The organism is Peptoclostridium litorale DSM 5388, from assembly GCF_900141635.1.
GTDB classification, from domain to species: Bacteria; Bacillota; Clostridia; order Peptostreptococcales; family Peptostreptococcaceae; genus Peptoclostridium; species Peptoclostridium litorale.
In genome coordinates this window covers 205,759-218,433 of sequence record NZ_FSRH01000002.1, presented here as the reverse complement: position 1 = coordinate 218,433, position 12,675 = coordinate 205,759, and the positions used below count along the sequence as shown (strand labels likewise).

At 40.8% G+C, this 12,675-nt stretch carries 13 protein-coding genes; 11 read left to right on the top strand and 2 right to left on the bottom strand.

All coding sequences use genetic code 11. From position 1 onward, the window contains the following. Window positions 1-24 precede the first annotated feature (24 nt). The 4 genes from dnaJ (at window position 25) to BUQ87_RS02790 (ending at window position 4,269) form a co-directional block, all read left to right on the top strand. The gene (dnaJ, locus tag BUQ87_RS02805; protein WP_038264957.1) at window positions 25-1,173 is read left to right on the top strand and encodes a molecular chaperone DnaJ; all 1,149 of its coding nucleotides are present in this window, start codon (window positions 25-27) and stop codon (window positions 1,171-1,173) included. Between the two features lie 237 nt (window positions 1,174-1,410). Next, window positions 1,411-2,352, top strand: a complete 942-nt coding sequence (gene prmA / locus BUQ87_RS02800) for a 50S ribosomal protein L11 methyltransferase (protein ID WP_038264960.1) — start codon at window positions 1,411-1,413, stop codon at window positions 2,350-2,352. Window positions 2,353-2,354: 2 nt separating this feature from the next. After that, window positions 2,355-3,107 carry a 16S rRNA (uracil(1498)-N(3))-methyltransferase gene (locus BUQ87_RS02795; protein ID WP_038264963.1) on the top strand — a complete coding sequence of 251 codons (753 nt, stop codon included), beginning with the start codon at window positions 2,355-2,357 and terminating at the stop codon, window positions 3,105-3,107. A gap of 652 nt (window positions 3,108-3,759) precedes the next feature. Next, a complete protein-coding gene (locus BUQ87_RS02790; protein ID WP_038264967.1) occupies window positions 3,760-4,269 on the top strand; it encodes a YobI family P-loop NTPase in 510 nt (169 codons plus the stop codon). Here BUQ87_RS02790 and BUQ87_RS02785 read toward each other — a convergent pair. Continuing rightward, complete coding sequence (locus tag BUQ87_RS02785; protein ID WP_052636123.1) at window positions 4,242-4,724, bottom strand: IS3 family transposase; 483 nt, start codon at window positions 4,722-4,724, stop codon at window positions 4,242-4,244. The two genes, BUQ87_RS02790 and BUQ87_RS02785, sit on opposite strands and share 28 nt — an antisense overlap. Beyond that, window positions 4,715-4,990, bottom strand: a complete 276-nt coding sequence (locus BUQ87_RS02780) for an IS3 family transposase (protein ID WP_038264970.1) — start codon at window positions 4,988-4,990, stop codon at window positions 4,715-4,717. The genes BUQ87_RS02785 and BUQ87_RS02780 overlap by 10 nt, the downstream gene beginning before the upstream one ends. A 340-nt stretch (window positions 4,991-5,330) precedes the next feature. Between BUQ87_RS02780 and BUQ87_RS15110 the strand changes: the two genes are divergently transcribed. The 7 genes from BUQ87_RS15110 (at window position 5,331) to BUQ87_RS02740 (ending at window position 12,657) form a co-directional block, all read left to right on the top strand. Continuing rightward, window positions 5,331-5,489, top strand: coding sequence for a hypothetical protein (locus tag BUQ87_RS15110; protein ID WP_159434255.1), 159 nt, complete (start codon window positions 5,331-5,333; stop codon window positions 5,487-5,489). Between the two features lie 207 nt (window positions 5,490-5,696). Beyond that, a complete protein-coding gene (locus BUQ87_RS02770; protein WP_038264976.1) occupies window positions 5,697-6,149 on the top strand; it encodes a flavodoxin family protein in 453 nt (150 codons plus the stop codon). Window positions 6,150-6,548: 399 nt separating this feature from the next. Next, window positions 6,549-6,758 carry a PF20097 family protein gene (locus BUQ87_RS02765; RefSeq protein ID WP_038264977.1) on the top strand — a complete coding sequence of 70 codons (210 nt, stop codon included), beginning with the start codon at window positions 6,549-6,551 and terminating at the stop codon, window positions 6,756-6,758. Window positions 6,759-7,117: 359 nt separating this feature from the next. Then, entirely contained in the window at window positions 7,118-8,008 is an 891-nt protein-coding gene (locus BUQ87_RS02760; RefSeq protein WP_038264979.1) for a 5'-nucleotidase, read from the top strand. Between the two features lie 106 nt (window positions 8,009-8,114). Next, window positions 8,115-8,864, top strand: a complete 750-nt coding sequence (locus BUQ87_RS02750; protein ID WP_077216548.1) for a peptidylprolyl isomerase — start codon at window positions 8,115-8,117, stop codon at window positions 8,862-8,864. A 242-nt stretch (window positions 8,865-9,106) separates the two neighbouring features. Beyond that, on the top strand, window positions 9,107-11,071 hold the full coding sequence (locus BUQ87_RS02745; protein ID WP_038264980.1) for a DUF2075 domain-containing protein: 1,965 nt from the start codon (window positions 9,107-9,109) through the stop codon (window positions 11,069-11,071). Between the two features lie 17 nt (window positions 11,072-11,088). After that, window positions 11,089-12,657, top strand: a complete 1,569-nt coding sequence (locus tag BUQ87_RS02740; RefSeq protein ID WP_038264982.1) for a DUF5050 domain-containing protein — start codon at window positions 11,089-11,091, stop codon at window positions 12,655-12,657. The last annotated feature ends 18 nt before the right edge of the window (window positions 12,658-12,675 follow it).

The following is a 12,675-nucleotide window of genomic DNA, read 5'->3' as shown; positions in this document are numbered from 1 at the left end:
TTATTTTGGCAGGGCGGTGAGAACTTGAGTAAGAGGGACTATTATGAAACGCTTGGAGTTTCAAGGGATTCAGATGAAAGGGAAATAAAAAAAGCATACAGAAAACTCGCAATGAAATACCATCCGGACAAGAACTCAGGAAACAAGGAATCAGAGGAAAAGTTCAAGGAGATTAATGAAGCTTACCAGATACTTTCAGACCCTCAAAAGAAGAGGGCATATGACCAGTTCGGGCATGCTGGAGTGGACGGAAGCGCTCAGGGCGGCTTTGGGGGAGGATTCTCTGGCTTCGGAGGCGGAGGATTTGAAGACATATTCGGAGATATATTCGGCGGCGGTTTTGGCGACATGTTCGGCGGCGGCTCGAGAAGAAGCCACAACGCGCCTCAAAAGGGAAGAGACATCAAATACGGAGTCAACATAAAATTCGAGGAGGCCGCATTCGGGGTCGAAAGAGAATTGTCAGTTGACAGGCATGAAGACTGTGAGACTTGCTCTGGAACAGGAGCAAAGCCAGGGACATCGAGAAAGACATGCCCTACATGCGGAGGAACGGGCGAGATAAGACAGGCCAGACAGACTATGTTTGGAAGCATGGTCAATGTTTCTGCGTGTCATGCTTGCGGCGGCGAGGGAACCATAGTTGAAGAGCCTTGCCAGACGTGCCATGGAAGCGGAAAAGTCAAAAAGACAAAGAAAATCTCCATAAAGATACCGGCGGGGGTTGACGAGGGCTCTGTCATAAAGCTTTCAGGAGAAGGAGAGCCTGGAGTTCGCGGAGGCCCAAGGGGAGACCTTTACGTGGTTATTTCTGTGGAGCCGCACACACTTTTCAAAAGAGACGGATACGACATATACTACGACATACCTATAACATTTGCACAGGCGGCTCTTGGGGACGAGATAGAAGTTCCTACCCTTGACGGAAAGGTCAAGTACAAGATTGCGGAAGGAACGCAGTCGGGAACTGTATTCAGACTAAGAGGCAAGGGCATAGCCCACCTTAGAAGTGGAGCAAGGGGCGACCAGTATGTAAAGGTCGTTGTCGAGGTTCCTAAGAACCTTTCGGACAAGCAAAAGGACATACTCAGAAACTTTGCAAAGGAAAGCGGCGAAGAAGTGCATGAGCAAAAGAGCAGCTTTTTCAAAAAGGTAAAGGACATGCTTAAATAGAACTTTCTATAAAGGAAGTTCTATTTTCTTGCATGATTTTGCGGGCGCAGGCTGAAAGCTTATTTTGTTAAGACAAGAAGCTGGAAAAAAGGTTTCTAATGATATATAATAGTTAGGTCATGTGAAAATAGACGGCGAGTCAAATTTGCGGCAATACCCATGCAAAAGACTGGCTGTTTATAATTAAGATGCCGCAACGGTTTGAACCAAAAAAACTTTTGGGAGGAATAAACTTTTATGAAATGGACTGAAATAACAATCAAAACCACTACAGAAGCTGTGGAGGCTGTAACAAGCATATTGTACGAAGCCGAGGTCGGCGGGATAGTTATAGAAGATCCCAATGATTTTGTGTTTTTGGAAAAAGAGAATAGCAGCTGGGACTATGTAGATGAAAACATGTTTGATACGGGTTATGAGGGGGTAATCATAAAAGCCTACCTTTCAGAAGAAAAGAACTTGGTTTCGGAACTGGAAATGATAAGGGAAAAGATAAAGCTTCTTCCAAGCTATGGGCTTGACATAGGAGAGGGAACTGTAGACGTAAGTCAGGTTGACGACAGCGAGTGGGCGACAGAGTGGAAGAAATACTACAAGCCTACAAAGGTCAGCAAAAACATAGTTATAAAACCTACATGGGAAGAATACGAGAAGGCAGAGGGCGAGATGGTAATAGAGCTTGACCCGGGAATGGCTTTTGGAACAGGAACACACGAGACCACAAAGATGTGCATAATGGAGCTTGAAGAGACTCTAAGCCCTGAAAGCACAGTATTTGACATAGGCTGCGGAAGCGGAATACTTTCAATAGCCGCTGCAAAGCTTGGAGCCAAGAGCGTGATAGGTGTAGACCTTGACCCTGTTGCAGTAAAGGTTTCAAAGGAAAACGCCGAGCTTAACAATGTCACAGAAAGCTTGGAATTCAGGGAAGGAAACCTTATGGACGTTGTGTCTGAAAAGGCCGATGTCATAGTCGCAAACATAATGGCGGACATAATAATACTTCTTTCAAAAACTGTAGGAGACTTCCTAAAGGAAGGCGGAACATTCATATCTTCTGGCATAATACATGCCAAAATTGACGATGTGAAGGCGGCTCTTGAGGAGAACGGATTTGAAGTCATAAAGGTGCAAAAAATGGGCGAGTGGGCCGCTATAACTTCTAAAAAGGGTGAATAACAGTGGACAGATTTTTTGTGTTTGAAAACGACATAGACGAGGCTGAGGGAAAGTGCTCAATAACCAACAGTGAGGATGTAAAGCATATAGCAAAGGTTCTAAGGCTTAAAGAGGGAGACGAAGTAGAGGTCTGCAACGGCAAGAACAGGGAGTTTTTGTGCGAGATAGAGAGCGTTTCCAAAAGCAGCGTAGACCTTGCGATAAAGCGTGAAATAGATGTGAACAGGGAATCCCCTGTAAGCGTTACAATATATCAGGGCCTTCCAAAGGCCCAAAAGTTTGAGCTCATAGTTCAAAAGCTGACTGAGGTCGGAGTGAGCAGGATAGTTCCTGTGATAACTGAAAGGACCGTTGTGAAGCTGAGTTCTCAAAAAGAAGAGAAGAAGTCCGGAAGATGGGAAAAAATAATCCATTCGGCGGCGAAGCAGAGCAAAAGAGGTGTGCTTCCAGTGCTTGAGGGAGCTATGAACCTTAAGGATGCAATGGAAGACATAAAAGGCAACGAGCTTAACATTGTCCCTTACGAGAACGAGTCTGCGGTTGGGATAAAGCAGACTTTGAGGGAAAAGGGCAGTGAGGCTAAGAGCGTAGGCATATTCATAGGGCCTGAAGGCGGATTTGAAGAGGAAGAAATACATGTGCTTTCTGAAAACGGGGTAGTTCCTGTAACCCTTGGAAAGAGAATATTAAGGACTGAAACCGCTTCGATAGTGAGTGCGGCGATAGTTCTTTACGAGCTTTCTGATTTGGGGTAGAAGGCATTAAGAAAAATCTTAAAAGATTTAAGAAAAAAGATTTGAAGACTTAAAGCATAAAGGCTTAAACAATCATAGCTTGAATAGAACTTGAATAGGGAATCCAGAGGAATAAACAGCCGATAATTTTACGTTTTGAGCTTTCTAATATCTCATGCGTGCTGAATTCGGGAATTTTGAAAACTCGCTTTGCTCAAACAGTCCAAAATTCCAACGAATTCAACTGCGCATTTCGATAAGAAAGCTTGCAAAACTCCATAAAATCGGCCTAGCCATTTCGTCTGGATTCCTCTTGCATAGCAGCGGAAAAGTTGAATATGAATGATGTTTTAAAAGATTAAAGATAAAGATCTGTATTATGCAGGTCTTTTTTATTTTTGGAAAGTAAAAGGCTGTTATCAGAAAAATGGAAAGTTATAGTTACATATTACTATATTTCCAGTTGAGAGAATCTTTGGTAAATAATATAATGGGTGTAGGTATTAAAAAATGAGTTGTAAGAAGAAAGGATATGAATAAATGGAATGGAGAATAAAGTTAATCTCGATAATAGAAAATATTGAACATAATATTAAGAAATTAAAGGAAAACTTATATTCAAAAGTTAAGGATAAAGGTAAAGAGTATATTATTAGTTAATAGAAAGGTTACTTTGAAGTTGCAAGAAATATTTGTTAATCCACAAAGTATAGTTCAATCATTTGGGGATAGTTGGCTGGTGTATATAGTAGGCATGATTTTTGTTATTATGTTAGTTCTAGTCATGTATAAAATGCCGAATACAATTTTGGAAAGTCTTAAGGTTGCTAAAGTGAAATTTCCTAGTACAGAAATAGAAATTACCGGGGATGATAAAGACTCAATTTATAACAAGTATCTTGATGAATTGTTATACTTTTTCGAGGAAACACAATATGAAATAATAATCTTTGAAGATATAGACCGATTTGGAAAACCATCTATTTTTACAAATTTGAGAGAAATTAATACTTTCTTAAATAATTATGAAAATATTGAAAGAAGAATAATATTCATATATGCAATAAAAGAGAATATTTTTGAGGATAGAGAAAGAACAAAATTTTTTGATTTTATTATTCCTGTGATTCCATGTGTAGATTCATTTAATTCAAGTCAGGTAGTTTTTATAATGTCCCCATAGACAAACCCTGTAGGTGTTCCGATGTAAGTGATGTCAATTGCCCATACTTGATTAGGTCGGTTTATATTGAGATTTCTGAGTAGATATGGATAGGTTTTAGCCTTCTTATCACACTTGCTCAGGTTAGGGCCAGGGTAGAAGGCAACTATGCACATTTCCTGCATGTAGCGCCTTACAAGTCGTTTGCCCACATTTGCAAATCCTACCTTGCGAAGTTCATTAATAATCCGCCTGACACCGTAAGAGGGTTCTTTGTAATGGATTATATCGATGGCATTTTTAATTGCTATTTCATCACAAGAAGGCTTGATTTCAATGTTTTGATAGTATGCAGTAGATCTCGAAAGGTCTAAAAGCTCACATTGGCGCTTTATGGTTAAATTTGAGTTGTTACGCTCGATTAGCGTTTTTTTCTCCTCATTTGCGAGATTTGAGTTTGTTTTTTTTAAAGCCAATCAACATCCAAAGTAAGTTGTCCAATCTTGTTTACGAGAACCTCCTTTTCTGCCTCGTGTTCTTGTTTCAGCTTCTTAACTGTGTTGGTTTTTTTGTCAAAGACAGTGGCCATGTTTGTTAGAAACTCGGACTTCCATCTACTTATTAGCTGTTGGCTTGAACCATATTTATTGGCGATTTCAATTAGAGTGCTTTCTTCACGAAGCACTTCAAGTACAATTCTAGATTTTTCTTCTGGGGTCCAGTTTTTTCGTTTTTTAGTCATACTTTTAGTTTATCTTATTTTTTCGATTTTGTGTCCAACTACCTGAGTACATTATATTTTATGAATCATACATATTGCAAGACAGAAGAAAGCTGGCTCAGCTCGAGACGCTTGACTTCAAGTTATACAAACACAAGTTTCAAGACGGAAATCTGGAAAACAATTTGTGTTTTTATCTTACTGAAAAGCTTGTGGAGAAGTCACCGGACCTGTATTGCGATATTGGAAACTCGGCAAGAGGAGGGGATGTGTTTTATCAGGTCTGGAAACAGGGGTGGAACAAGACGATAGATGAAAAAAAATCAATGTGCATATTGAGGGATATGCGGATAAAATCTATGTGCATTTTGAGACATCACCGTACATCCCATATGGCAGGCTGGATGAAAAAACAAAGGCGGTCATGGACAGCCATAGGGAAACGCTCAGGAAGAGTGTAGGCGAAATGGGAGAAATAAACGGCCTTGAGAAAAAGCCCATAAGGGAAATGCGAATTTGACCATCGGCAATTTCAGGATAGAATACGATAGTTTTGAAAGTTGCTATTCGATCATAAACGACTTGGTAGACAAGCTTGATGCAGTAGTTAAGCAGGCGGGCAATGCATAAAGTTTTGAGTATTACACGAAGCTGCCTACAGAATATGCAGTCATAGTAAAAGCGTTATTAAGAGATGTTATTCAGAAGAATTACTGGAGGGATAAGTATGAATGCATTAATTATCTGCGAATCAGTTCATCATGACAACACCTATAAGATTGCGAAGGTCATTGCGGAAGCTATAGGGGCAAAATTATGCAGACCAGATGAAGTTGAGGCTGGTGTGATTGAGACATACGATCTGATTGGTTTCGGGTCGGGAATATATTATGGGAAGCACCATGAAAAATTGTATAGGCTTATTGAAGATGCAGATATTAAGGGGAAAAACGTATTTGTTTTTTCGACGAGCGGTATGGGGAAAGAGACATATAATAAAGCTCTTATAGACTATGTAGAGTCGAAAGGAGCTAATGTTAAAGGCAGCTTTGCGTGCAAGGGATATGACACATACAGCATATTTAAACTCATAGGCGGGATAGCAAAGGGACATCCAGATGATATGGATATGGAGAAAGCAAAGAGTTTTGCAAAAACTTTTATTGAAAGCGATCTGTAGGGTGTGAAAGATATATAATAATCAAGCGGCTAATATCAGTATAGACTGAGGTCTGGAATCCAGATGGAATAGTTAGGCCGATTCTATTGAATTTTGTAAGATTATCGACCGTTTATTCCTCTGGACTTCACTTGTGTAGCTATGGAAGAGTTAATTACTAATAAAATCTTAAAAAGATTTAAGGAGAAAAATCTATATTTTTATGGATTTTTTTGTTTTTGAAAAAGAGTATTGAGGGTAAAATCAACATAAAGACTAACACATGATGTAAAATTATTGAAAAGGAATACTTGTTTTTTCGAAAATTGGAAAATGGTAAGGAGAATATAATTCTTGTTTTGAAAAAGGGCGTGGACGTATTAACAGGTTTAACTTGAAATGAAAGGGAGTGTTTAGGAAATGAAAACAGAATGTCCTTACTGTAAAAGTGAAATGGTAAAAGGTTTTATCCATGGGGGAAGATATGTATTTAAATGGCATGAAGAGAATGCAGGGCTTCTTGAAAAAGTGACTGTATTTGGAGGAGAGACACTACATGTGAATCCGCAAGTTAGTTGCTATAGGTGCAAAAACTGCGATAAGATAATAATTAACTTAAAAGAATTGTAAAGACTGTCTATGAAACGGAAGAAAAGTCATAAAAATCAGGTGGCAGGCAATATAATACAAATGCATATTACACTGCAGGCTAAAATCCAGATGGAATAGGTGAGCCGATTTTATTGAAATTTGTAAGACTATCGGCTGTTTATTCCTCTGGATTCCCTTATGGGCTATAATAGATAAAGACCTGTTTTACGATGTGGACAAGGCGAATTTGTAAATTAAATCAGAAACAAAAGTCATGAATAAAGGCCCGATATGAGGGGTTTTTTAGGATCTAATGTGAATGTTGACTGATGCTGTAAATGCGAGGCTAGATTTGCATAATGAAAATAGAATGACTGCAATTGGAAAGGGGGAAGGCTATGTCTTATGACCTTAAAAACAAACTTGTTATTGGGATATCTTCAAGGGCGCTGTTTTGCCTGGAAAAGGAAAATGAAATATTCGAAAAGTCAGGGCTTGTGCAGTACACCAAATATCAGGTTGAGCATGAAAACGAAATGCTTGAAAAGGGCACGGCTTTTCCGCTGATAAAGGCCTTTTTGGAGCTTAATGAGAAGTTCGACGAGCCCATTGTAGAGGTGATAGTAATGTCGAGAAATAGCCCTGAGACTGGGCTTAGGATTTTCAACTGCATAGACGAGTACGGTCTTCAGATTTTCAGGGCGGCTTTCATAGGAGGGTCAGACATATCGAGTTATCTGTCTGCATTTGAGGTTGACCTTTTCCTTTCGAAGAACGAGGAAGACGTCCAAAGCGCTGTAAACGGTGGGTTTGCAGCGGCGCTGATTTACGATGTGCCCGAAGGCTACAAGCCGGACGAGACCCAGATAAGAATTGCATTTGACGCGGACGCGGTAGTCTTTTCTGACGAATCGGAAGAGATATTCCAAAAAGAAGGTCTTGAGGCTTTTTTGAGGCACGAGAGGGAAAATGCGGAAAATGCACTTCCAGAAGGGCCTTTTGGAAAGCTCATAAAGACCCTTTCGAAGATAAAGGAAAAGGACCCTTCTCTAATACGCATTGCAATTGTGACGGCGAGAAACAGCCCCGCTCACAAGAGGGTAATATACACGCTTAGGGACTGGGGCGTCAAGGTGGATGAGGCATTTTTCCTGGGAGGAGTGGAGAAGAGGGAAGTGCTGAGGGCTTTCAACGCACATATATTTTTTGACGACCAGGACGGAAATGTAAGGTCGGCAAGCGAGGTGGTTCCGTCGAGCAGGGTCCCTTACAAGCAGAGCGGAGAATAGGCTTTACATAGAAAACATCAGGCAAATATCGCCTGGATGTGGTAAAGTATATATAGCTGATAGGCGCTGCCTGCAGCCAGATACATTCATTTTAGGGAGGCATTTTATGAAGAAAATTTTTGTTTCGGTTGTTTTGACTTTTATGCTTATGGCATCCGCTATTTTTGCGGCTTCAAATGTTCAAAACATAGAGGTTGTATTTGATTCTGTGAATTTGAAGGTTAACGGACAGGATGTCGAATCCTCCAATATACTCTACAATGGAACTACCTATGTTCCCCTCAGATCGGTGGCTGAAATCCTTGGAAAGAAAGTCGGCTGGGATGGGAATACAAACACTGCCAGCATAGACGACATGGGGGAGCAGGAAAAGGCGGAAAATCCTGTGGCGGTTATAACTATGGAAAGCGGAGAGACAATAAAGCTTGAACTTTATCCAAAAGAAGCGCCGATAACTGTCGAAAACTTCATAGCCCTTGCTAAAAAAGGGTTTTATGACGGCCTTACATTCCATAGGATAGTTCCTGGATTTGTGGTTCAGGGAGGGGATCCTAATGGAAACGGAACGGGAGGCCCTGGATATACAATAAAGGGGGAGTTCACCCAAAACGGAGTTCAAAACACTATAATGCACACAAGGGGCGTAGTTTCAATGGCGAGAAGTGCTAGCCCTGACTCTGGGGGATCACAGTTTTTCATAGTAATAGAGGATGCGCATCATCTGAATGGTGAATACGCAGCATTTGGAAAGGTCGTAGAGGGCATGGAAGTTGTGGACAAAATGGCTTCGTTGGAGGTCGACCAAATGGGCAAGCCAGCTGAAAAGCAGATCATGAAAAGCATTGCTATCCAGTAAGTGAAAATTCAATAAAAGTGACGAATGCATATTTAGATGGAAAGATCCTTTTTACAGGGTCTTTCTTTTTTTATGGGGTGCAAACGTCTATGCATTGAGTATTATGCACAGTAAAAAATGGCTATTTATGGGTGAAGTGGGATATGACGGTTGAGGGAATGGCGGTAAAGGAATATAATGGATATAAGCGGGCGGTTTAAGCTGCTCATGCAATAATAAATTTCACGAAGGGAAATAGAATTATGCAAAGATCTTACTATTCAAAAGATGTAGAAAATTTCATACATGATGAAGAAAGCTATATACTGGGAGAACTGACGAGGAATCATGAATTTGCACTTGAAGACCTGCAGAGAAACGCATGGATAAGTGAAATCAGGATTTTAAAATCACAGTTTGGAAAGCTTGAAAATGCACATGTCCTATTCGAATACTCAATACCTAGAATGGGAAAAAGGGTTGATACAGTTGCCATTTACAAGGGGATTGTATTTTTGCTGGAGTTCAAGGTCAATGAGTCGCGTTATACCAGATATGCCATTGACCAGGTTCTTGACTATGCGGTTGACCTTAAAAATTTCCATGAAGAAAGCCATGATTTATGCATAGTGCCTGTTGTGGTATCCACAGAGGCTCAAACTCACTCTAACGGGCATGAAAAGTATAGCGACGATGTGTATAAACCGCTACTTTGCAACAGGCACAATATTGCATCTGAGATGGAGAGTATAGCGGAAAAAGAAAAGAGAGGGGATTTAAAGGCTGACAAATGGGAAAATTCGGTATACAAGCCAACTCCCACAATCATAGAGGCGGCGCAGGCTCTTTACAGGGGGCATAGCGTTAAAGAGATTTCAAGGTCCGACTCTGGCGCGCTGAATCTTGGAAAGACCGCACGGGAGATCAATGGAATAATTGAACACTCAAAGAAGCACAGCAAAAAATCAATCTGCTTTGTGACCGGGGTGCCCGGTGCGGGAAAGACACTGGCTGGGCTTAACATTGCAAATGAAAGGCATGACTTTGAGCAAGAGGAGCATGCGGTCTTTTTATCTGGAAATGGGCCGCTTGTAGAAGTTTTGCAAGAGGCGCTAGCTAGAAACGAGGTCGAGCATTCTTGCAAAAAAGTTAAAAAAACAGACGCATTAAGAAGGGCAAAGTCGTTCATTCAAAATATACACCATTTTAGGGATGCGGCGCTTAAGGACTCTAGGCCCCAAGCGGAAAAGGTTGTAATTTTTGATGAAGCCCAAAGGGCATGGACAAAAGAGCAGACTTCGCAGTTTATGAGCAGGAAAAAAGGGATACCGGATTTTAATAAGTCCGAACCTGACTTTCTCATAAGCATTTTGGACAGGCACGAAGACTGGTCTGTTATAATATGCCTTATTGGCGGAGGCCAGGAGATCAACACGGGTGAGGCCGGTCTTAGCGAGTGGTTCAATGCTCTTAGAAAGAATTATCCCCACTGGGACGTCTATATATCCTCGGAACTGAAAGACTCTGAATACACCCAGGGGTTGGAGTTTAATGAATTCATATCTGGAATAAATTATGTTTCAAAAGAATCTCTTCACCTGAGCACATCAGTCAGGTCATTTAGGAGCGAGGATGTATCGAGCCTGGTAAAAAACATACTAGATGGAAACCAAGTTAAGGCCGGGGAAATATACCGCAATGTGAATGAAAAATACCCCATATATGTAACCAGAAGTCTTGACAAGGCAAGGGGTTGGCTGAATTTACATCAAAGGGGGAATGGAGAGAGAACAGGAATAGTTGCAAGCTCAGGAGCATATAGGCTGAAACCATACGGAGTGAACATAAAGTCGAAAATTGACTCTAAGAACTGGTTTTTGAGCTGCAAGGAAGATGTAAGGTCGTCATTTTACCTGGAGGATGTAGCGACTGAGTTTGATATACAGGGCCTGGAATTAGACTGGGTATGTGTTGCGTGGGATGCTGACTTGAGAAGAGCTGATGGAGTATGGCAGTTCAAAAAATTCAGAGGGACCAATTGGCAAAGTATAAATAAGGACGAATCGAAAATGTACCTGAAAAACGCATATAGGGTATTGCTGACCAGGGCAAGGCAGGGTATGGTGATTTTTATCCCGAATGGATGTGCGGATGACTACACAAGACAGCCTGGATTTTATGACGAAACATATGAATATTTAAAGGGAATAGGAATAAGCGAAATATAAGGGAAAGGAAAGAGACCATGAAAAAAGATCTTTTGGCACTGACGGTATTCATTTTTGCTGTGGACATGCTGATTGGCGGGATTGAAAAGCTCAATTCAAACGGGGTATATAAAAAGTCCGGGATATATCTGTATCTTGTTGGAGTAATACCCGTGATAAGTCAGATGATTGAATGGAGGGAATCGGGCTTTGGCGCCACATATGCGGTTTTTACTGTTATTATTGGAATGATGGGTGCTTGGGGATTTTATTCGACATGGAGAAGAAAAGAGATCACGGCATACGGCACTTCCAGGGAAATGATCGAAATGGCTGTTTCTGACATATTGTTAAAATATAATATAGCTTTTGAAAGTAAAATGGAAGGCGACATTGTAAATTTTGACATTGCGGGCTCTAAGGCATGGATCAAAATAAATAAAAGCTCATTTGGCAAAGACATATTCACACTCGACATAATGGACTACAGGAAAATACCTTCATATGATGAAATGGAGGCGGATTTTGAGCACACAATGGCAAATGAGGCGAAATGCAGGTATATGCTAAGGGGAGTGTGGAATTTGGCGGGGGCGCTTGTTGCAATGGTGTTTTTGCAGACGATAGTTTCAGATGTGAATATAATTAAAGAAATTGGAGACAGATATGAATCGTACCGCCTTAGCAGTATTGAGAATATAGTCATAAAAGACGAGTGCGAGATAGGGAATACTCAGAGCAACGCTAACAACTACGGAGTGGTAGCTGAAACAGACGACTACATATTTTATGCCAATGAGACATATGTTTATAGAACAGACAAGGATTTTAGCCGAAGCAGGACTTTGATAAACGAATCTTCTGGACCTTGGAAAGATTCACTTAATATTGTGGAGGACTGGGTATTTTTTCAGCAAGAGAAAGAGATAACGAGAATGAAGATTGACGGCAGTGACAAAGACAGGCTGTTCAAGGGTTATGCTGTGGACATGCACGTCATTGGAAACTGGATTTATTTCATAAATTATAGCGATGGCGGTAAAGTATATAGAATGGACGTGAACGGACAAAACAAAGAGGTGATTTGCGACAAAGAGGTTAGCGACATGACAGTATATGAAGGGTGCGTATACTACAGCTACAAGGGCGAAGAGGAAGAGCAAGGTCATCTCGAAGTGATGAATATCGACGGGAGTGAAAAAAGGTATATTGCACATGTTAATACGAGAGACATGGTTGTGGAGGACGGATATATATATTATATCGATTATGAAAAGAGCAATCTCTACAGGATGGAGATTGAAAGCGGCACTATGGAAAAGCTTTCTGGTGAAGATATAGTCGGATTTTCGAAGGATGGCGAATGGATATTTTATACACTGAAAGCTCCTGAAGATTCGACATGGGATTCGAAGGGGCTTTACAAGATGGACATTGATGGCAGTAATGTTATGGCTTTGGACTTTGAAAGCTATCTGGATTTTTCGGAAATTGGAGTCACGAAGGACTGGGTTTTTTATAATGCCTCAAATGACAGGGAAGCCCCCAGACTCAGGAGGATTAGAAAAGATGGAAGCGGCGGAGTTGATCTTGGCATGGTCGATTGATATTGATAGAAAACATTC